At 46.5% G+C, this 21,753-nt stretch carries 21 protein-coding genes and 1 pseudogene; 9 read left to right on the top strand and 13 right to left on the bottom strand.

The genetic code is table 11. From position 1 onward, the window contains the following. The first annotated feature begins 79 nt into the window (after positions 1-79). From J5I83_RS00130 to sdhA, 7 genes are all read left to right on the top strand, one after another. The gene (locus J5I83_RS00130; RefSeq protein ID WP_304052317.1) at positions 80-646 is read left to right on the top strand and encodes an aminodeoxychorismate/anthranilate synthase component II; all 567 of its coding nucleotides are present in this window, start codon (positions 80-82) and stop codon (positions 644-646) included. A gap of 40 nt (positions 647-686) precedes the next feature. Then, positions 687-1,712, top strand: a complete 1,026-nt coding sequence (gene trpD, locus J5I83_RS00125; RefSeq protein WP_304052315.1) for an anthranilate phosphoribosyltransferase — start codon at positions 687-689, stop codon at positions 1,710-1,712. A 9-nt stretch (positions 1,713-1,721) separates the two neighbouring features. Further along, positions 1,722-2,615 (top strand): indole-3-glycerol phosphate synthase TrpC, encoded by an 894-nt coding sequence (locus J5I83_RS00120; RefSeq protein ID WP_304052313.1) that lies wholly within the window; start codon positions 1,722-1,724, stop codon positions 2,613-2,615. Between the two features lie 152 nt (positions 2,616-2,767). Next, positions 2,768-4,384, top strand: a complete 1,617-nt coding sequence (locus J5I83_RS00115; RefSeq protein ID WP_304052312.1) for an OprO/OprP family phosphate-selective porin — start codon at positions 2,768-2,770, stop codon at positions 4,382-4,384. 215 nt (positions 4,385-4,599) lie between these two features. Beyond that, on the top strand, positions 4,600-4,989 hold the full coding sequence (gene sdhC / locus J5I83_RS00110; protein ID WP_304052310.1) for a succinate dehydrogenase, cytochrome b556 subunit: 390 nt from the start codon (positions 4,600-4,602) through the stop codon (positions 4,987-4,989). Beyond that, on the top strand, positions 4,983-5,336 hold the full coding sequence (sdhD, locus tag J5I83_RS00105) for a succinate dehydrogenase, hydrophobic membrane anchor protein (RefSeq protein WP_304052309.1): 354 nt from the start codon (positions 4,983-4,985) through the stop codon (positions 5,334-5,336). Before sdhC ends, sdhD begins: the two co-directional genes overlap by 7 nt. A gap of 1 nt (position 5,337) precedes the next feature. Continuing rightward, positions 5,338-7,101 (top strand): succinate dehydrogenase flavoprotein subunit, encoded by a 1,764-nt coding sequence (sdhA, locus tag J5I83_RS00100; protein ID WP_304052305.1) that lies wholly within the window; start codon positions 5,338-5,340, stop codon positions 7,099-7,101. A 32-nt stretch (positions 7,102-7,133) separates the two neighbouring features. Here the strand turns inward: sdhA and ftsB are convergent, their stop codons facing one another. From ftsB to J5I83_RS00070, 6 genes are all read right to left on the bottom strand, one after another. Continuing rightward, positions 7,134-7,427 carry a cell division protein FtsB gene (gene ftsB, locus J5I83_RS00095; protein WP_304052303.1) on the bottom strand — a complete coding sequence of 98 codons (294 nt, stop codon included), beginning with the start codon at positions 7,425-7,427 and terminating at the stop codon, positions 7,134-7,136. Next, positions 7,427-8,710, bottom strand: coding sequence for a phosphopyruvate hydratase (eno, locus tag J5I83_RS00090; protein WP_304052301.1), 1,284 nt, complete (start codon positions 8,708-8,710; stop codon positions 7,427-7,429). The genes ftsB and eno overlap by 1 nt, the downstream gene beginning before the upstream one ends. Positions 8,711-8,873: 163 nt before the next feature. Further along, the gene (locus J5I83_RS00085) at positions 8,874-10,535 is read right to left on the bottom strand and encodes a CTP synthase (protein WP_304052299.1); all 1,662 of its coding nucleotides are present in this window, start codon (positions 10,533-10,535) and stop codon (positions 8,874-8,876) included. A gap of 879 nt (positions 10,536-11,414) precedes the next feature. Further along, the gene (locus J5I83_RS00080) at positions 11,415-11,834 is read right to left on the bottom strand and encodes a biopolymer transporter ExbD (RefSeq protein ID WP_304052298.1); all 420 of its coding nucleotides are present in this window, start codon (positions 11,832-11,834) and stop codon (positions 11,415-11,417) included. After that, positions 11,834-12,607, bottom strand: a complete 774-nt coding sequence (locus tag J5I83_RS00075; RefSeq protein WP_304052297.1) for a MotA/TolQ/ExbB proton channel family protein — start codon at positions 12,605-12,607, stop codon at positions 11,834-11,836. The genes J5I83_RS00080 and J5I83_RS00075 overlap by 1 nt, the downstream gene beginning before the upstream one ends. Before the next feature lie 4 nt (positions 12,608-12,611). Then, positions 12,612-13,334, bottom strand: coding sequence for an energy transducer TonB (locus J5I83_RS00070; protein ID WP_304052296.1), 723 nt, complete (start codon positions 13,332-13,334; stop codon positions 12,612-12,614). A gap of 334 nt (positions 13,335-13,668) precedes the next feature. On the opposite strand from J5I83_RS00070, the gene J5I83_RS00065 reads away from it, so the two are divergent. Both J5I83_RS00065 and J5I83_RS00060 read left to right on the top strand, forming a co-directional pair. After that, a complete protein-coding gene (locus J5I83_RS00065; RefSeq protein ID WP_304052294.1) occupies positions 13,669-14,085 on the top strand; it encodes an RDD family protein in 417 nt (138 codons plus the stop codon). Positions 14,086-14,143: 58 nt separating this feature from the next. After that, a complete protein-coding gene (locus J5I83_RS00060; RefSeq protein ID WP_304052293.1) occupies positions 14,144-15,379 on the top strand; it encodes a dicarboxylate/amino acid:cation symporter in 1,236 nt (411 codons plus the stop codon). Between the two features lie 80 nt (positions 15,380-15,459). Here J5I83_RS00060 and J5I83_RS00055 read toward each other — a convergent pair whose 3' ends face one another. The 7 genes and pseudogenes from J5I83_RS00055 to J5I83_RS00025 form a co-directional block, all read right to left on the bottom strand. Next, positions 15,460-16,071: a hypothetical protein gene (locus J5I83_RS00055; protein ID WP_304052291.1), complete on the bottom strand. Its 612-nt coding sequence runs from the start codon at positions 16,069-16,071 to the stop codon at positions 15,460-15,462. 126 nt (positions 16,072-16,197) lie between these two features. After that, the gene (locus tag J5I83_RS00050) at positions 16,198-16,764 is read right to left on the bottom strand and encodes an NAD(P)H-dependent oxidoreductase (RefSeq protein ID WP_304052290.1); all 567 of its coding nucleotides are present in this window, start codon (positions 16,762-16,764) and stop codon (positions 16,198-16,200) included. A 510-nt stretch (positions 16,765-17,274) separates the two neighbouring features. Next, positions 17,275-18,387 (bottom strand): NAD(P)-dependent alcohol dehydrogenase, encoded by a 1,113-nt coding sequence (locus tag J5I83_RS00045; protein WP_304052288.1) that lies wholly within the window; start codon positions 18,385-18,387, stop codon positions 17,275-17,277. Positions 18,388-18,483: 96 nt separating this feature from the next. Continuing rightward, complete coding sequence (locus tag J5I83_RS00040; RefSeq protein WP_304052286.1) at positions 18,484-20,028, bottom strand: FAD-binding oxidoreductase; 1,545 nt, start codon at positions 20,026-20,028, stop codon at positions 18,484-18,486. 12 nt (positions 20,029-20,040) lie between these two features. Next, complete coding sequence (locus tag J5I83_RS00035; RefSeq protein WP_304052284.1) at positions 20,041-21,000, bottom strand: hypothetical protein; 960 nt, start codon at positions 20,998-21,000, stop codon at positions 20,041-20,043. Positions 21,001-21,014: 14 nt separating this feature from the next. After that, a complete protein-coding gene (locus tag J5I83_RS00030) occupies positions 21,015-21,344 on the bottom strand; it encodes a cytochrome c (RefSeq protein WP_304052282.1) in 330 nt (109 codons plus the stop codon). A gap of 203 nt (positions 21,345-21,547) precedes the next feature. Further along, positions 21,548-21,753, bottom strand: a pseudogene (locus J5I83_RS00025) (ABC transporter ATP-binding protein); the annotation flags it as partial.

Here is a 21,753-nt window from a genome sequence, read left to right as displayed (position 1 = left end):
GTGATAAAATTGCTACCTGAAAAGCTGATCTAACACCTGCTTATTTCCTGCACGATTACTTGTTTCACTGATATAAAAAATGCTGCTGATGATCGACAATTATGATTCTTTCACCTATAACCTGGTGCAATATTTTGGTGAACTGGGGGAGGAAGTCGAGGTTTTCCGTAATGATGAAATAACGCTGGAACGTATTAAACAGCTTCATCCTGACAGAATAGTCATTTCACCTGGTCCTTGCACGCCGAATGAAGCGGGGATTTCCGTGCCATTGCTTAGGGATTATAGTGGACACGTTCCTACACTGGGGGTATGCCTGGGTCACCAGAGCATCGGACAGGCGTTCGGTGGTCGCATTGTTCACGCCAAACAACTCATGCATGGCAAGACTTCTCTGATTTTCCACCATGATGTCGGGGTATTTCGTGGCTTACCCAATCCGTTTGTGGCGACACGCTATCATTCTCTCGTAATTGAACGCGAAAGCTTGCCGGATTGCCTGGAGATTACCGCCTGGACAGAAGATGGCGAAATCATGGGAGTGCGTCATAAATCACTACCGATTGAGGGGGTACAGTTTCACCCGGAATCGATCCTGAGCGAGCATGGTCACCAACTACTCAAAAATTTTCTGGTTGGCGGGTGAACAGTCAGATATTCAGTCCTTTCATCAAGTAATTTAATCAGTGAGCCCACAAGAGATATTGATTCGCCTGATCGAGCATCGGGAAATTCCATACGATGACATGCTGGTGCTGATGCGGCAAATCATGTGTGGTGAGTTGTCACCGGTGATGATCGCGGCAATCATCGCCGGTTTGCGCGTAAAAAAAGAAACTATCAATGAGATTGCTGCCGCAGCGCAGGTGATGCGCGAGTTTGCCAGCCGGGTGGATGTGTCTGATCTGACCCATCTGGTCGATACCTGTGGTACCGGCGGCGATACTTCCCATACTTTCAATGTATCGACTGCATCCGCCTTTGTTGCGGCTGCAGCAGGTGCGCAAGTGGCCAAACATGGCGGTCGTTCGGTTTCCAGTAAATCGGGCAGTGCGGATGTGCTGGAAGCAATAGGAATCAATTTGACTCAAACACCTCAGCAAATCGCTCAATCGATTGATCAAATCGGTGTCGGCTTCATGTTTGCACCCAATTTCCATAATGCTATGAAATACGCAGCACCAGTGCGGCGTGAACTGGGTGTGCGTACCTTATTCAATATTCTGGGGCCGCTGACCAATCCTGCTGGCGCCAGGAATCAGTTACTGGGCGTATTTGATGTTCGGTTGGTTAGCATCATTTCGCGTGTGTTACAGCGCCTCGGCAGCCATCATGTCATGGTTGTCCACGGCTATGATGGTCTGGATGAAATTACCATTACCGGCGAAACTAAGGTGGGCGAGCTTAAGCAGGGGGAAATTTATGAATATACCATCCAGCCGGAGGATTTCGGTATTACCAGCGCGCCGATTGAAACAATCAAAGTTTCCGATCTAAGCCATGCGAAAGAAATGTTGCTGTCGGTGCTGGACAACCAGGCCGGACCAGCGAGAGACATTGTGCTGCTGAATGCAGGTGCGGCTATTTATGTGGCAGGAATCACTACATCGCTTGCTGAAGGGGTTGAGAAAGCACGCAGTATTCTCGCCAGTGGTGCGGCAATGAAAAAGATGCAGGAATTAATCGCATTTTCCAATCATAAAAGTAGCTAGGATTTAAGCATGTCCGATATTCTAAATAAAATTCTTACTGTCAAAGTACAGGAAATTGCCGCTGCCAAGGCATCAAAACCATTGGCGGCGATGAAAGCAGAGGCTCAAGCAGCAGTGGCACCACGCAATTTTGTTGGTGCAATTCGTACCAAAATTGATCAAGGTTTGCCTGCTATAATCGCTGAAATCAAAGCGGCGAGCCCTAGTAAAGGGTTATTGCGTGGATGGCTAAAGTCAGCAATGGCGCCTGCTGATCTGATTATGGGAAATACACGCAATGCAGTGATCGAAGATTTTGATCCAGCTCAGATTGCGGCAAGTTATGCCAGGCATGGCGCTGCCTGTTTGTCAGTTCTGACAGATAAACAGTTTTTCATGGGAAGTGCGGACTATTTAAAGCAGGCACGCGCCGCCTGTGAGTTACCGGTGTTACGCAAGGACTTCATGCTCGATGATTATCAGGTATATGAGGCCCGTGCCATGGGTGCAGATTGTATCCTGCTAATTGTTTCTGCTTTTTTGCTGTTTCCTTATCCCGATGAAAAACACGCAATCGATCCGCTCGCTCGCATGCTTGAGCTTGAGTCGCTGGCACATGCACTTGGTATGGCGGTGCTGGTTGAAGTGCATGATGCAAATGAACTTGATCTTGCCTTGCAATTGGCTACGCCTCTGATTGGCATTAACAATCGGAATTTACGTACTTTTGAAACTCGTCTCGATACTACTTTGCAATTGATTGAGCGCATTCCACCAGAGAGAATCATCGTTACTGAAAGTGGTATCAAGACACCTGATGATGTCGCCTTGATGTGCGCACATCAGGTGAATACCTTTCTGGTAGGGGAAGCATTCATGCGTGTTGACGATCCAGGTGTGGAGCTGGAGCGCCTGTTTTTCTAGTATATTTTGTTTTTCCAGTTTATTTTCTGAATCGAAGATGGTTTTTAGTTTTGTCATAGTAATGACACAAAAATGTCACAATTGTCATAAAACTGTAATATTGCTCTTCTACCATTCTGTCCCAATTACTGACAACTCATTTGGGGCAGACTATGAAATTAACCAAACAGGCATTCGCATTTTCACTTGCACTGAGTGCGGGGGCTGCTGCCGACGCGCTGGCACTGGATCTTTACGTCGACACCAAGACCAAACAGATTTATACCGAAGCTGGCGCGGGGCGGGAGCACCTGGGATCATTTGTTCGGGTGGAAGATAAGCAAGCGAGCACGCCAGCAACGGCACCTGAACCCGCCGCTCGGGCAGCGCCGGCAAGTTCGGCTGAGATGACTGCAATTCGGGAAGAACTGGCACAAAAAACCAACGCGATTACCGCCCTGGAAGAACGTGTCAAGGAGACTGAGAAGGTCAAGGCGAAATACGGACCTGGCCTGCATTTTGAATCTGCCGATGGCAATTTTACGGCAGCCATCGATGGCCGTCTTCAAGTCGACTCACAATACAATATTACCAATGACGTTCTGCCCGCCAGCGGTGCTTCCACTCCAAATGAATTAAATAGCGGAGCGAATATCCGCCGAGCCCGGCTGGGAGTGGAAGGCACCCTCTACAAGGACTGGTTTTACAAGTTTGAGTACGATTTCAGCCGCGGCAACGGCTCGGTCACATCAGGCATTACCGATGCCTTTTTGCGCTGGACTTATCCCGGCAGCCCTTTCTCGCTCAAAGTGGGCTCATTCAAGGAACCGTTCAGTCTGGAAGAAGCGACCAGTAACCGTTTTCTTACCTTCATCGAACGGAACATGATCGTCAATACTTTTGTTGATAACCCCAATACCTATAAAACCGGTATTGGTGCTAACTGGGCAGAAGAGCGCTTCCAGGCCGGCATTGCTTTCCAGACTGAACCGGTGGGTAGCTGGTCCAGCGCCGCCACTTCGGTGAATCCGAATGGTAATAACAGCCGGAATAACGGCTCGGGTGATACCAGCTGGGAAGTGATAGGCAGGATCTCGTTTTTGCCATGGAAGGAAAGTGAGAGCAAATTTTTCCACATCGGTGGCTCAGGCGGCCATACCGTGGTAAACAGTCAATTTCGTGCAAACGGCCAATTCAACAATGGCGGCATGTCATTTGTCGCCTTTCCTGGAACCAACGTAGACCGGACAAGTATCCTGAATACCAGCAATTTGACGCTGGGTAATCTGGACGCCCCCGGTTCGCGCATTATTGATAACTACAATCGTTTTGGCGCTGAAATGGCGCTAGTGTATGGACCTTTCTCCCTGCAGGGTGAATATATCCAGACCGATATTCATGGCACAGGGTATAGTGGTGAATCGCTCTTTGGTTACTATGGTTATGCCAGCTATTTCCTGACGGGTGAATCCCGTACTTACCGCAAAGAAACCGGCGCCTGGGGACGGATCAAACCCAACCGCAATTTTGATATGAAAGGCGGCTGGGGCGCCTGGGAGATTGCTGCCGGCTATGACTATATTAACCTGAACGATGGCAATGTTCGCGGTGGCAAGGCTGATACCATAAAATTTGGCCTGAACTGGTATCCGTTGTCGCATGTGCGTGCGATGGCCAACTATATTCATGTGCTTGATGTGAACACAGGCGGGGTGGCGGATGCGCGCAGCGCAGGCTTCAATAATGCCAATCTGGATATATTTGAGACACGCGTGCAATTCGATTTCTAGCGTATTAAATGGAAAACTTGTACATGGCTGAGGCTTTGGTGGTATGAAATCAGCCATGCAGAGTAAGCGTGGAGTAGATTGCTTGGTACGTCAATTGATTGGTAATTCCCTAATTGCCGTTGTGCGACACGGTATAACAGATTAAACTAGACTCAATACTGAGCTGTTAGTTTTGTCAGATACTTAAAAAAGTATACCGTGATTCGCTAAATGCTATGGAAACAAAACTTCAAAGAAAGCGACCTAAATATCTAAATCTTTTTAAGATTAAGCAGCCATTGCCAGCCCAGGTTTCTATTTTGCATCGCGTCAGTGGGGTGCTATTGTTTTTCCCGGGGATTCCTTTGTTACTATACAGCCTACAGAGGCTATTGGAATCGCCCGAGAGCTTCACTGAGATCCGGCTGATATTGAATGATCCACTTGTTAAGTGCGCATTATTGCTGTCACTATGGTTTTTTTTACATCATTTCTTTGCTGGTATCCGGTTTCTGGCGCTGGATTTGCATTATGGCAGTTCTTTGGAACAAGCACGTCTCAGCAGCAAGTTAGTTTTGATAGCAGGTTTTATTCTAACTGTGTTTGCTGGAGTTTGGTTATGGTGAAAGAGACAAATCGCATTATCACCGGGGCGCACTATGGGTTACGGGATTGGTTAATTCAGCGTATTACCGCGGTATTGATGGTGATCTATGTATTGCTACTGATGTTTCTAATCAGCTTCTACCAAATTTTTGATTATGCTGCGCTGAAAGCATTATTTGTCAATCAGTGGATGAGAATCGCTTCTTTTTTATTTTTTATCAGCCTTTGCTGGCATGCCTGGGTAGGCGTGCGTAATGTATTGATGGATTACATTCATGCCGCAAATATCCGTCTGACGATACACATAGCAGTTATCATTTCATTATTTTTCTATCTTATTTGGTTTGCTGAAATTTTGTGGGGTTAATGTGACCATCACTAAACGAAAATTTGATGTCGTGATTGTTGGTGCAGGCGGAGCAGGAATGCGAGCCGCGCTGCAATTATCAGAAGCCGGTCTAAAAGTAGCCGTACTGTCTAAGGTATTTCCAACGCGCTCACATACAGTCGCTGCCCAAGGTGGTATTGCCGCTTCTCTGGGTAATGTTACCGAGGATAATTGGCATTGGCATATGTATGACACAGTAAAAGGATCGGATTACTTGGGTGACCAAGATGCGATTGAATTCATGTGCCGACAAGCACCTGAAGTCGTTTACGAGCTGGAACACTATGGCATGCCATTTGATCGGCTAGAGAATGGCAAAATTTATCAACGTCCTTTCGGCGGACATTCGCAGAATTTTGGTGGCACGCTGGCGACACGATCCTGCGCAGTGGCTGATCGCACTGGCCATGCCATGCTGCATACGCTTTATCAGCGTAATGTGAGTGTCAATACCCAGTTTTTTGTTGAATGGATGGGATTAGACCTCATTCGTGATCAGCAGGGCGATGTGCTTGGTATAACCGCTCTGGAAATGGAGACGGGTGAGATCATGATTCTGCAAGCAAGGGCGACATTATTTGCTACTGGGGGGGCGGGGCGCATCTTTCAGGCAAGTACCAATGCATTTATTAATACCGGCGATGGACTTGGCATGGCTGCGCGTGCCGGTATCCCGCTGCAAGATATGGAATTCTGGCAGTTTCACCCTACTGGCGTGCATGGCGTGGGTGTGCTGATCAGTGAAGCCGTGCGCGGAGAAGGCGGCTATCTGCTCAATAAGGATGGGGAGCGTTTCATGGAGCGCTACGCACCGCATGCCAAAGATTTGGCTAGCCGTGATGTGGTATCGCGTGCTCTGACTACTGAAATAAAAGAAGGCCGGGGTTGTGGTCCAAACGCGGATCACCTTTTATTGAAACTCGATCATCTGGGTGCCGAGGTAATTAAATCGCGCTTACCCGGAATACGTGAGATTGCCATTAAATTCGCTCATGTCGACCCCATTGAACAGCCTATACCGGTTGTTCCAACTGCTCATTACATGATGGGCGGAATTCCGACCAATATCCACGGCCAAGTGGTCGCACCTTATAAAACAGGGCCGGAAGAAGTTGTGCCAGGTTTTTATGCGGTAGGCGAGTGTGCCTGCGTTTCCGTGCATGGCGCAAATCGGCTGGGGACGAACTCACTACTGGATATAGTCGTGTTCGGACGCGCTGCAGGTAATCAAATCATTGAAGATTTGAAACGCAATCCTCACCATAAACAACTGTCCGATGATATTGCTGATAAATCGCTTATGCGCTTAGCGCGTCTAGATAATCAGAAAGATGGCGAAAATGTCGCGCATGTAGGCGATCTACTTCGAAGAACAATGCAGACATATTGTGGTGTATTCCGTTTTGCTGACATGTTACAGCAGGGAGTGGAAAAAATCAGTGAAGTGGCGGAGCGCGTCGCGCAAACGGAAATCAAAGATAAAAGCAAAGTATTCAATACTGCCCGTGTTGAAGCATTAGAGCTTGATAACCTGATCGAAGTCGCAATCGCCACGATGGTATCCGCTGAGGCTCGTTGCGAAAGCCGTGGCGCCCACGCTCGCGATGATTTTCCTGGGCGTAATGATGACAAATGGCTCAAGCATACTTTATTTTTCAAAGAAGAGCAGCGTATCGACTACAAACCGGTCCGTTTGAAGCCTTTGACGGTAGACTCATTTCCGCCTAAAGCAAGAACTTATTAACCAATAACGTTCTGTCAAACTTTATTGTCGTTCTATTTATGAGTCATTTCTTCATTGTTCTCCAGAATCTGGAAAAAAACCTCATCTTTTCGTATCATGCCCAATTCATTCCGGGCAAGCTCTTCAATCGCGTCGAGTCCTTGCTTGAGATTATTCACTTCTGCTTCCAGGACAGTATTTCGGTTCTGTAATTTCTGATTGATTTGGCGCTGTGCAGTAATTTGTTGATCTATCTCAAATACATTCAACCAGCTTCCTTTGCCATACCATAACGGATATTGCGCCAGAGCAATCAATATAACAAGCGTTAAAGCTAGTTTTTTCATTACTTTAATTGATAGTAAGCTCTCCGACCTGGATATTTGGCCATATCGCCAAGATCTTCTTCAATACGCAGCAGCTGATTATATTTTGACAAACGATCAGAACGGGACAGTGAGCCAGTTTTAATTTGCAGCGCATTGGTTGCGACTGCAATATCAGCAATCGTTGTGTCTTCAGTTTCGCCTGACCGATGGGATATCACGGCAGTATAACCGGCACATTTTGCTGTTTCGATAGCGGATAAGGTTTCTGTCAGCGTGCCAATTTGATTGACTTTTACCAGTATCGAATTAGCAATACCCCGTGCGATTCCTTCCCGCAGTATTTTGGTATTGGTAACGAATACATCATCGCCAACGAGCTGCACCAGCTTGCCTAGCTTACTGGTAAGTACCTCCCAGCCGTCCCAATCGTGCTCGCTCATGCCATCCTCAATACTGAGGATCGGATATTTATCTACCCAACTGGCGAGATAATCGGCAAATTGAGCAGAGGTCAAACTGAGTCCTTCAGACTCTAAATGATATTTTCCATCTTTATAAAACTCTGAACTCGCGCAATCTACGCCAATTGCAACATCTGAGCCTGGCAGATATCCTGTCTGATCAATCGCTTGTACGATAAGTTTGAGTGCTTCTTCATTATTCATCAGATTAGGCGCGAATCCTCCCTCATCACCAACGGTTGTGGACATATTTTTTTTATTGATGAGCGCCTTGAGTGTATTAAATATTTCAGCACCGCAACGGACTGCCTCACGAAAGCTTTGCATGCCCAATGGGATAATCATGAATTCCTGCATATTCAGATTATTATTGGCATGTGCACCACCATTGATCAGATTCATCATGGGGACCGGCAGGGACATCGCGCCAATACCCCCCACATAGCGGTAGAGCGGTAGACCAGATTCTTCAGCAGCTGCTTTGGCCACTGCCAATGAAACGGCCAAAATGGCGTTAGCACCTAGTCTTGATTTGTTTTCGCTGCCATCCAGATCAATCAGTGTCTGGTCGATGAAAGATTGTTCAAAAACATCAAATCCCATAATGGTTTCTGAGATTTCGGTGTTAATGTTTTCAACTGCTTTTAATACGCCTTTTCCTGAATAACGCTGTTTATCTTCATCGCGTAACTCTACCGCCTCTTTAGTGCCAACAGACGCACCTGAAGGAACTGATGCGCGTCCAAGCACACCAGACTCAAGCAATACATCTGCTTCAATGGTCGGGTTGCCACGGGAGTCTAAAATTTCACGGGCGATTACATCCACTATTGCACTCATGCGACTTTCCTTGTAGTTATTTCACTTAAATATTATTGTTAAGATTATTTATGTATAGATGAATCAATTATTTCTTGTGATTTGATTATTCATGAAAGGTAGTATGATCAATCATAATCGAAGTTATAAAGCACATGGTAACGATTCAGATAGCATCCTTTAATTAATCGGCACTTTTTATTGCTGATCCGGCACGTTTGCTGGCAAAATCAAGGGCAGCTTTAACATAAGCTTTGAATAAAGGATGTCCCACCCTGGGAGTCGAAGTAAATTCCGGATGAAACTGGCAGGCAACAAACCAGGGATGTTCAGTTTGCGACAACTCGACCATTTCACATAAATTTTCTTCTGAAGATAAGCCGCTTATTTGCAGTCCCGCTTGCTCTAGTCGGGGAATAAACTCCGCATTGACTTCATAGCGATGACGATGACGTTCAATAATTTTGTCCGCACCATAAATTTCTCTTGCCAGCGAACCTGTTTTAAGGGTGCATTCCTGCCCACCTAGACGCATAGTGCCTCCAAGATCTGTCTTTGCTGTACGTTTCTCAAGGCGACCCTCGCGTGTACGCCACTCGCTGATTAAACCAAGTACGGGGTAGGGGGTGTTGGGATTGAATTCTGTGCTATGCGCACCTTTCAGTTTAAGCACATTGCGTGCATATTCAATCACAGCCAGCTGCATACCAAGGCATATGCCCAGATAGGGAATACGATGGACACGAGCGAAATGGATGGCGTTTATCTTTCCCTCAACGCCGCGTTTGCCAAAGCCGCCCGGAACCAGAATAGCATCCTTGTCCTTAAGACAGTCTGTACCATTTTTTTCTATATCTTCTGAATCGATATAGCATATGTTTACCTTGCTGCAGGTATGAATGCCGGCATGTATCATCGCTTCTGATAAGGATTTGTAAGATTCAGTCAGATCGACATATTTTCCAACTAATGCAATCGTGACCTGGTGTTGAGGATGTTCCAGGGCATAAACAAGTTTTTTCCAGACTGAAAGATCAGCAGATTTCGCCAGAATATTCAGTTTGTGGCAAATGATCTCATCCAACATCTGCTCATGCAGCAATGCAGGTATTTTGTAAATACTATCGACATCAATTGCTGAAATTACTGCTTCTTCTCGTACGTTGGTGAACATGGCAATTTTGCGTCGTTCCTCTTGTGGAAGTAAACGGTCGGCACGGCAGAGCAATACATCAGGTTGTATCCCAATTTCTCTTAGCTCTTTTACTGAATGCTGTGTGGGTTTGGTTTTTAATTCTCCTGCTGAGCCAATATACGGTAATAAGGTCAAGTGGATAAAGCAGGTATCCTGGCGCGGAAGTTGCACAGCCATTTGTCTGATTGCTTCCAAAAAAGGCAAAGATTCAATATCGCCAACAGTGCCACCAATTTCTACAATGGCGACTTGGGCATCATTGACACCATTATGGATAAAAAGTTTGATTTCATCGGTAATGTGGGGAATAACCTGCACCGTGCCGCCAAGGTAATCTCCTCGTCGCTCTTTACGAATGACACTTTCATAGATTTGACCAGTCGTAAAATTATTGCGTCGGGTCATTTTTGTACTGATGAAACGCTCATAATGTCCTAGATCGAGATCGGTTTCGGCGCCGTCATCAGTGACAAAAACTTCCCCATGCTGGAAAGGATTCATCGTGCCTGGATCGACATTGATATAAGGATCCAGTTTTAGCATCGTTACTTTAATAGCACGGGATTCTAGGAGAGCTGCTAACGAGGCTGCGGCAATGCCTTTACCTAAGGAAGATACCACACCGCCAGTCACAAAGACATATTTGGTCATGGGGCGCAATGTTAACTCAAAAAGAACATGATGGAAACCCTGCGTAAGTTTCTGCTGCAAACTTTGAGGTAACTAGGTTGATTTTTTTGAGATTGTTGCAAAATTAAATTGACTGAAAGCATATAGTTCTAAATTAGTATCTACTTTGAAAGCAAATAGGATTTAATCACTGAGAAAAAATTTGTACGCAAGAAGTTAGTTTTTAACAGAAGTGATAGCGCAGTTGCATAAGTGAATTTGTAAAAACTGCAAAACTTTCAGCCTATAAAAAAATAAAGCGCCATTTTGTTCTTAGGCCTGAAGTGCTTAAATTACGCTACGCCAAGAGTGCTGGCGAATATATGTTACTGTCGTCATAGGACGATATCTGAATGACTATTATAACGTCGTTGATAATACGTGTTGAATCAAAATTTATCGCCTGATTGCGCTGATTATCTGTATCTGACTATCAACAATGTAAGTTTTCTCGCGTAGTGGTTCGATTTGAATGACACTGTCTTTTTTAAACGACTGTTGAGCTATTTGTATCAAATCAGTAGTGATTTTTGGGTAATCTTAATGGGTTAGTATTGATTAGAGACCGTTTCATATAACCGGCTGAGGTAGGAGAGGAGTGATAACTCAGGGAACTTGCAGCGATGATTTGCAGTACGCTAGCAGATGGCAGGATAATAAAAAAGTGTAGGCTATCTTTCATAACTAGCATATCAGTGGATCGTTCCGGCATGATATTTACAAAAATGCCGCCCGGTCTGAGCTTGTCGAAGGCCAATGCCAAGCCAGTTGCTTAGCGACGCGACAAGTTCACCGCACAGAATAAAGGTTTTACTGGAACGATCCGCTAGCACAGCGGTAGCAAAATCTGACTGGTGTTCTTTATTCGAGTGTGGGATCCGTGATAAAACCGATCTTTGTTAATCCAGCTTTAGCTGCAATACTCATGACGCGTGCCACGTGTTCATATTGTGTATCTTTATCAGCACGGATATGCAGCTCAGTATTAGGAGAGTTTTGTGCTGATTGCGCAAAGCGTGGCGCCAGTTGTTCCAGTGTGATAGTTTCGCCATCCCAGAAGAAACTGCCATCTGCACGAATAGCAAATTCAATGTGTTCGGATTGCGTTGTATTAGGGTTGCTCGCTGCTTTAGGCAAATCGATTTTTACCGAATGGGTGAGCAACGGCGCAGTAATAATGAAAATAATCAACAAAACAAGCATGACGTCCACCAGCGGGACTACATTGATCTCAGACATTGTTGTTTGTCCCTGATAGCGGCCTGAACTACCAAATGCCATTATTGCCTCCCTTCAAGTGCTGATACTGTCTTCACAGGAGACATTAATTGAGAAGCATGATTTTCCACCGCCGAGGTTTTGATACTGTCGCTTACTTTGTTGCCAACTGTGACGATAGTGAATAAGTCATGCGCGAACGCATCCAGCTTTGCCATCCACAGCCGGTTTCGCCGGACGAAGGCGTTATAGGCCAATACTGCTGGGATGGCAACGGCTAATCCCAGCGCGGTCATGATCAAAGCTTCGCCCACAGGCCCGGCTACCTTGTCCAATGTTCCTTGTCCCGAAATGCCAATTTGAATCAGTGCGTGATAAATTCCCCAAACAGTACCAAACAATCCGATATAAGGCGCAGCTGAACCCGCTGATGCGATGATGGTGAGGCCGCTCTCAATGCGCGTTGCTTCCTGATCAATGCCATTGCGTAGAGTGCGTGTCAAAAAATCACTTGCGCCGCCTGCCATGGCTAACTTCTCTAAGCCATGCTTATGTGTGTCAGCCGTGACATCGACCGCCAATTTTGCGAGATGCGCAAATGCATTATTGTCGGTGGAAGTACTTTTCATTTCCAGTTTTAATTCTTGCAAGGAATCGACTTCCCAGAATCGTTTTAGAAAAGCGTTGGCACGCCGGGTGGCCATAAGGTTGCTGACACTCTTTGTAATAATTAAATACCAGCTGGCAACTGAAAGGGAGAGCAACACAATGAGTACACTCATCCCTACATGATCGATCTGGGCTAGAAAATGAGAAAAACCAAGATTTTCTTCCATTATATTAATTTCCTTGTATTACAAAATTGAAAGGTTGCAAGGCGATAGCCCGTACGGGTTGACCATTGCGTACTGCAGGTCTGCAGCGCCAGGTTTTTACCGCAGCTAGCGCTGCATTATCCAGACGAGAATAGCCGCTGCTGTTGATGATGCGCGTATTGCTGATACGGCCTGATTCATCAAGTTCAACTTGTAGCGTGAGCTTACCTTCTTCACCCAGTTTGCGCGAAAGGGCAGGATAATCCGGAGCACTTAACTCTGGGCAGGATACGGATAATTCAGATGAGAGCGTAACAGGACCTGTTTGCATTTGTTCTGGGCGGGCGGCTGCTACAGTTTGGGTTTCTTGTTTTCGTGCAGGATCAGGCTCACGCACGGGCTCTGGCTCTGGAGGAGGCGCAATAAAATCCTCTTTGGGTAGAACGGCAGCGTTGGAAACGAGCTGACGCTGTTTGGGCTGCGGTTGTGTTTTTTTAACAACTTTGGGTTTTTCTGGAGGGGTGGGTATATGCTCCGCTTTTAAATCAACTTTTGTCGCTTCAGGTGCTTCAATCTGAGGTTGTGGCGGAACGATTAACTCGGCAGATAGTGTAATTGTTTGTGGTCTCGTCAAAGGAAACCGATGGTGCCACATGCCATAGAACAAGGCAGCATGTACAATGAGGACAAATAGTAAGCTGCTAAGAGAAATGATTGAAATAGTCGAGTTGCGTTTTGTATGAATCATACAGTTAACGCCCTCCAAGCGGGAAAAATTGTCTGGTCAAGTTGCGTCTTATTTGGAATTGATGGGCAGGGATCTTAATTTTTTGAGCGACTTAATGAGCTCGTTAGAATTTAATGAAATTAGTTTGTATATTAAAGTAAATGATAATAGTTATCAATCATTGGTCATTGAGAATTTTATTTTTGGGGCAACTAAACAGTTTGATTCTCGAGGCAAAAAGTGAAATGGACCAGATGGAATGTCATACAATGTGCCATTCGAAAAAGAGAAGTATCTTTGATTAACTTAGAAAATTAAAAAAATGGCTCCAGTGATAGGAACCTAGTAAGCTGATATGATGAATTTGACTCCTCGGTTTTGGCGGCGTGCAATAAGCATGCTTTATGAATCTCTGCTGTTACTTGCAGTCTGGTTTATAGCCAGTTTTATTTTTCATTTTGTATTCCGTGATACCACGGCAGTGTATTTCAAACCGCTATTTCAGTTCTATTTGTTGTTTATTGCCGGAATTTATTTCATCTGGTTCTGGACACATGGTGGCCAAACCTTGGCCATGCAAACCTGGAAAATGCGTGTGGTATCAGCCGATGGCAGCAAGCTCACGACTCGACAAGCCATTACGCGTTACCTCTTTGCTGTGATCGGTATTACTTTCATTGGTTTCGGGATTATATGGGCATTCTTCGATCGTGACCGGCAGTTTTTGCACGATCGGCTCGCCGGGACACGTATCATAAAAGTAGAAAATTGAGACTGAAGACTAAATTAAATTCATTCGTATCATATCCAGCCGCAAACCGGAGGCTTCCATGCCAAAAATAGCGCTCAATATGCAAATTTTGTTGGGTGCATTGTGTGGTATTTTACTGGGCGCTGGGCTTGCCATGCTGGATCGGGATTCGTCCATTTCTCAGAATAGTTTGTATATCGCTAGTCTGATCAGCACTTTATTTATCGATTTATTGAAAATGGTACTTGTCCCATTAGTATTTACCTCCATTGTGGTTGGTGTTGCCAATTTACGTGCACATCAGCAAATGAATCGGGTATGGCAAATCACGCTTGGTTTTTTTGCATTCACTATGGCATTGGCCATTCTACTTGGGCTGACCGTAGCGAATGTATTCCGACCGGGCGAAGGGCTTGAAATTACAATGTTTAAGGATGCCATACAGGGTTTCGAAGTTAGTCAGATGTCGTTGCCGGAGTTTTTTGCGCATTTCCTGCATTCATTGTTTATGAATCCATTAACGGCACTTGCTCAGGGTCATATCCTTGCTATTGTGGTGTTTGCATTGTTACTGGGAATTGCTCTGGTGGTCGGTGGGGAACGTTATCAGAATATCCTCATTCTGATGAAAGAGTTTCTCGAGCTGATACTGATGCTGGTGGGCTGGATCATGCGCCTTGCTCCGCTTGGTATCATGGCATTGTTGCTACAATTGATCGTTGCTCAGGATATCACCCTGCTCACCACTTTGATTAAATTCATTGCGATTGTTATTGGCGTAACATTATTTCATTGTTTGGTCGTATTGCCGCTAACCCTTTATTTAATGACCGGCATGACGCCTGTTAAATTCTGGAAGGGCGCGCGTGAAGCGTTGATTACCGCATTTGCAACCAGTTCCAGTGCGGCAACCATGCCGATCACCTTGCGATGTGTGGAACAGCATTTGCACGTCAAGCCCGATGTGGCAGGCTTTGTCATCCCCCTTGGAACAACCATGAATATGGACGGAACGGCATTATACGAGGCGATTGCCGCTTTATTTGTTGCCAATCTTGTGGGCATTGAGCTCGATATTATGCAGCAGCTGATCGTTTTCCTGATAGCCATGCTTGCCGCCATCGGTGCACCGGGCATTCCCAGCGCGGGTATGGTGACCATGGTGATGGTGTTGCAGGCAGTAGGTCTGCCCGCCGAAGCGGTAGCTATTTTGCTGCCTGTTGATCGTTTGCTGGATGCGTTTCGTACCATGGTTAATGTTGAAGGGGATATGATAGGCAGCCTGGTCGTACAGAAGTGGATAAGAGGTGCTTAGCAATGACGAATTAATCCATTCAGCAGCAGGTGAGAATCATATCTCGATCAAACGAATTAACTTTTGCTTGATATCGGTGATTATACTGGCCTGACGCGAATTACCCGTGGATCATCTGCGAATTCCAATAACAAACGGCGCACGCGTGCTTGCCAAGCATCGGCAAAGGCGCGACGCAATGTATCATCTGCACGATTTTGTAAGATGGCCATCAAGCGCCCGCTTTGCGCTGGGTCACCCGGTACCCAAGAAATGTCGAGTTCCACGGCTACACTTGTCCCACTATCGAGGCGCTTAAAGTGTATGGCTTCTCCTTCCCGCTGCGCTGCAAAACTAAGCAAGCCCATGCGCTTGAAATGTCCTTGTATGCCATGGAAGCCATTGCTGGCCGCTGCACCTGTCAATAATGTCAATACTTGCGCCATTACACCGGTGGTGCCTTCACACTCTGGCGCAGGCATATGCACTGCAATCGCGCCACGCTCGGCAGGCTCATCTGGGTAGAGTGCATGCAAGGCGGCGCGCCCGATGAGGAATGCACCCGCAACAGTAGGGCATGAATGACCGGCCAGCCGCACCGCATCGAGATAACGGTATTCCAGTATGCCATCACGTGCCGCACCTAATAAGGCTGCAAATGGATCGCGCGTCCGGACGACAGGAGCCAGTTCATAAAAATCGGGAAAATCCATGGATCATTACCTCTTTGATTAAAGTAGAGTGTAATCATTGCTCTAATCAGGCTCGCAATAAATACCTCAAATTAAATAGTCGAATTGATAGCGTTACGCTGTAACAACTACACAATAAATACAAGATCATGTTCTCATCGTTTTAAGCGCCTGTGCCCATTTGTACAGCTCGTTGAGCAGAGATGTGCCTGAGCTGATGTGATGGTCGCTAGGTGTGAAATTCTTGCTGTCATCAATGAGAGTGGAAACATTTTGAACTGACACTGCTTCTACCATAGGCATCATTTTCAAGGTAGTCAAGGTCAGTTTCTCAATCAGTGCGGATCGGAGTCCTCCTGAAACGCCACCGTAACTGACGATACCGGCTGGCTTATAATTCCATTCTTTATAAACATAGTTCAGTGCATTCAGAAGCGATGGAGGGGGGCCGAAGTTATACTCTGGAGTAACGAACACATAGGCATCTGCCGTATTGACGCTGGCGGCCCAGTTTTTGGTGTGCTCATGCCGGTAATGCTGGAGAACAGGATGTTCTGGCTCATCGTAAACAGGAAGATTGAATGCTGCAAGGTCGATCAGTATGGCTTCAAATTGACCATGCTGTATTGCCATGTGATGGAACCACTTAGCAACATATGGTCCAACCCGACCTGGTCGGGTACTGCAAATGATAATATGGAGTTTAAGTGTCATTATTTTTCTTATTGAAGGTATGAGTAATTAGATCGTTGCAAATATGGCAGCGACTGAAAGATCGTATAATCGTGTAGTCTTGCTGCTATTTTATCGTTTTGCCTACTTTTGGTTTCATCCCCGGTAAAACAGTTTGTGCATTGACAGGATAGTGACACAGCGTATGTTGAATGGTGATCCATTGATCAGGCGTGAATATTGCCATGGCTCAAACACCATTGAAGCGGTCAACACCTGAATTCTTTTCGCTGCCGAGGGGATTATAGGGTAAATCATTCACTGATTGATCATTGATATGGTTCATGCCTGTCGCAAGTTGCTGCGCAAAGTTCAGGTCAGGTAAAACCTTTGGTCCCTTTCCGTGCTACCATTGCCCTTAATCGGTAGTTGGTCGAAATTGGTATGGAGTAAAAGAGATGGTCCATTTTTTCTTATGATCTGATTCTTTCCTTTGCATTTTCTGGTGAATCGGCTAAAGTCGGTATACTGAGTGAAATTTCATGAATTTTGTCATTGCAGCCGGATAACCGGCTTAATGGTGATACCTTTCTCACTATCCTCCGCTGCCTGATTGATTCGATCGAGAGGATAAAACTTCACTAGCTTGTCGAAAGGAAACCTTCCTTGTTTGTAAAGCGCAACGAGTGCAGGAATAAAAAGATCGGGCTTGCTGTCACCTTCAATGATCCCGATAATACGTTTTCCTGTCGTCATCACGCCGTTTACATCAAAGCTAGCTTCAGTCCCCAAGGCAGGTGCGCCAACTATACCGCAGGTCCCTCGTATTGCCAGCGCATCAATGGCTTGGCGTAATACTGTCGGGCGCCCACTCGATTCGAGTGCAAAATCAGCACCTCCAGCCGTAATTTCACGAACAGCCGCGACTGGATCGGTTTCGCGACTGTTGATCGTATGAGTTGCGCCAAGTTCCATGGCCAAAGTCAGGCGCGCTGGAACTACGTCTGCAGCGATAATGGTAGTAGCGCCTGCAACACGTGCAGCCATTACGGCGCTCAATCCTACTGCGCCGCCGCCGAATGTTACAAAACTGCTGCCAGGGCTGACTTTTAATGCGTTCATAACGGCTCCCGCGCCAGTTTGAATACCGCAACCGAGCGGTCCAAGCAATTCCAGTGGTGCGTCTTTCGGTACTTTGATCACGTTGCGTTCGTGCGCCAGCGCAAAGGTGCCAAATGATGATTGCCCGAAGAAATGATCGTGAATCGGTTCTTGTGCAGTGGCTGCTCCAGAGGTTGAAGTGCTGCCATCCTCGCGTGCTCCATCAAAATTCAACGCATAAAAATGCGTACAGTAGGTCAGATCACCCGATAAACATGGCCTGCAATGACCGCACCACATATAGGTCAGCACGACGTGATCGCCAACAGCTACTTTTTTCACATTGCTGCCGACCTGCTCGACGACGCCCGCCCCCTCATGCCCAAGCACAATTGGCAGCGGCACATCATAGAGCTGATCGCGTGCGACCATATCAGTATGACACATGCCAGTGGCCACGATTCGAACGCGTACTTCATCGGAACGTGGCTCCTCTTGCAACAATTCTTCGATCTGAAAAGGTCCTCCTTTTTGTCGAATTACTGCTGCCTTGATTTTTTTCATTTGCCCTCCCACTGAAAATGATTGTTTTTTGTGAGCTATAGCGCCTCTCTATGCATGCGTTTGTATCAGTGCCATCGGTAATTGATGCAGCAGAAACTATCGAATTCCCGATTTTCCCGGCGCAAGAATGCCATTCGGATCCAGCGCATGTTTGAGTGTTTTGTGCACATTCCGCTGCACCGGCCCATAGGTCTCTGCCACTTTATCCATAAACGCAGTGTTGACGCGATAGGTGCCGTAACCTTGCGCCGAGAATACGGTCAGCAGTTCATCGAAACATTGATAAGCAGCTTTCGTTTGTTCGGGATCGGTTTTATCGTACAGCACGTCAACGATATGATGCATGTCGCGCATGCCGACAATAAATTCACCGGAATAATCCAATCCATATTTAGCAAGAATCTGCTTGGTAAGAGCCATTTGTTTGAGTGTTTCACTGCCACGTGCTTGCGAAACAGGCGCAAACCACATCGAGCCGCCGCCTCCGCGCCAGTTATACAAGGAGAACTCCGTGAGCGTCATATCTCCGCGCATCAGTTTGGCACGGTAATTAAATGCAGGATCATCGCCCATTTCCTGTTCGGTCAGGATCTTGGCTTTGCCTGATCGGCCAAAGGCTTGTGTGACGATTTGCCAATTGACGTCGATTTGTTCCTGAGTGCCATAGAGCGCGGCATACACATTCCAGATTCCCAGTTTATGATCCTTCGTAATTTTACGGACAGCTTCATCCGAGATAGAACCCGGCCCAGAGACATAATCGCTACGTCGGGCTATTACCGGTGCTTCGTATAATGCATGGGCGATGACGACCGCGTTGGGAATGATGCCATTGATGCGCAACGGTCGGATCGTTTCCACAATTTCTACGATATCTTCTTCATGCTGGTACTGAATAACGAAAGGTTTAAATGCCGGTGGCGCCGGCATGAGCCAGAAACCAAATTTAGTGACTATGCCATAGTTGGATTGTGTGAAAATTCCATCCAGATAGGGACCATAACCCCATTTGAATACCTGCCAGGTATTGGAATTGGGCATCGAACCCATGCCGGTACGCAATACTTCGCCGTTAGCTAATACGACTTCCATGCCACAGGCAAACAGAAAATGCTCGCCATAAGGGGTATAACCCACCCCGCGATCCAGGGTATTGCCGACCGGCCCCGCAATGGCAGTGGGTGCGGGCATGGATAGCCATAATCCCAGCTTATGCTCGTTGATATAATCATACAATTGCTGATAGGTGACACCTGGCTCAACCAGGGCGTAAGCCAAATCCTTATCGACCTCGAGAATACGGTTCATGCGTTTGAGATCAAGTACTACCTGCCCGCGTTCTGCTGGCGCTGCGGAGCCATAACCCAGATTTTTCCCCGTGGAAATCGTCCAGATCGGCACTTTGTGTTGATTACAGATAGCAACGATTTTCTGGATCTGTTCGACCGTTGTCGCCAGCAATGCTGCGGAAGGCATATGATTGGCATCGGGGACCGGCATCATGGTCTTGATGTAGGGTGCGAGTTGTTCTGCGCTCGTGAGCACAGCCGCATCACCAAGCACATTGCGGAAACTGCTGATGGCCGCATCAAAAGTTTGCTCGGCTACGCCTTTGGGTAATGCGATATATTGACTGGTCATTCTGTATACTCCTTACACGTCCATTATGAACGAGACGAAATGTGTTTGCGCTAATCCTTGCGATGATCTCTCTCTATGCTGATTACTTTGACTTGATTCATATACAAATGCACGGCGAGTGCAAGATTCTTGCAACATTTCCATGCCAAGCGCAGTAGCAGCAATGGCATAGCCGGTAGCTTCTACCCAGCTTGTACCTTGGTAAGGTTCAGTTGCTGCATCATTTGCTGCGTTGTTGGGGAAAGTTGAGCGTTCGTTTGGTGGGGGAGGTACGGATTCCCATTTTGTGGATGTTTTCCAGCCCAGTAGCGTACTTGCTTCGACCGGGGAAATACCTGCACAATGGAGCTGCACTGTCGCTTGCTCGGCTGACCGGTAAGACCGGAAGCAGGATATTGATTGGCCTCTTATTGCCTCATTGCTTGCCGTTTCTGCCTCTGCGAGAAAATGTTCGACGATGGAAAAACTATGCTGATTTTGGGCAAGCCTGGATGCCAATAATCCTCCTGCACTGAATACAGGGGATGCGGTGGTCCACACATGACGAAGCGGCAGGGACATGTCATCGCCGGAATACGTATGTAAACCAAGCGACAGCAGATGGCCATCAATACTTCGGATCAATTCAGTGAAGATTGCTGCGATGGCATCATCCATAATGGCAATCCAGCGACCAGGAGATTGTTGCAATACTTCAGCTATACCAAACGGATTAGCCAGGACTGCAGTTTCTAATTTTGTCACTGGTAACAAGCCCTGCTGGTTGTGGGTATAGCTGGTCCAGGCAGCATTGGCACCGCTGTTGAATGCTTCGTTGATGGCTGTATTTCCCAGCAATAACCTGTAATTCCGGGCTTTGCCAGCAGTAGGCTGATTGGTGGGTATGGCCGGAACGATGGAAGGTAAACCCAGAGCTAGCCACGTTCCACCAGTGAACATACCTTTGATGAGGCTGCGTCGTGCTTCGTCCATAGTAGGCGACCTCCTTAATGTTCAGTTTCTTTTTTTGAAATGAAATCAACTAATTTGACTAACGATTCATCATCGATTTCTGAAGAACGGAAGGCGGGCATGGCCCGCTTGCCGTTGCGGACAATTGCACGAATATATGCCGGGGGCAGTTCTCGATTGCGAATGGGCGGTCCAACTTGAGCTTCATGGCAATAAGCGCAAATCTTGGCATAGATTTCAGCGCCATTTTGCCATGCGAATCCGGGATGAGGTGTTTCCTCAGGTGTCGACCATGCAGGGCTTATCGCGAGAATAGCTGTGAATATGAAACCAAAAACTATCTGTCCCAATTTTATTATTTTCATACTGATCCTCCGGAGAATTTCAGTTAAAAGCTAAATTGGTAATCTTGCGTACTGATGCACGAAAGAACTTAGCTTTGGAAGTTAACAGCAAGCCTATCAGAGTTTCAGGTTTCGTCAAAATATTTTTGCTATCAGATAAGGTTAATTTTATGAATATTGATCAATTCTTGAGATACTTTTTAAACGTGATTACCTTTATTCTGCTAGCTGCTCAGTTGTCCAAGGAATCCTCCTGACTGGTGATTCCAGAGCATGGCATAGAGTTGATCATGCGAGAGCAGTTCAGCGTGACTGCCTTGTTCAACAATGCGTCCTTTATCTAATACGATGAGTCGATCCATGGCGGCAATGGTGGATAAGCGGTGGGCAATGGCAATAACTGTTTTGCCCTGCATGAGCTGATACAGGT

Origin of the sequence: Nitrosomonas communis, assembly GCF_024102715.1 — a bacterium.
Lineage (GTDB): Bacteria > Pseudomonadota > Gammaproteobacteria > Burkholderiales > Nitrosomonadaceae > Nitrosomonas > Nitrosomonas communis_B.
This window is presented reverse-complemented; position numbering and strand designations above follow the sequence as displayed.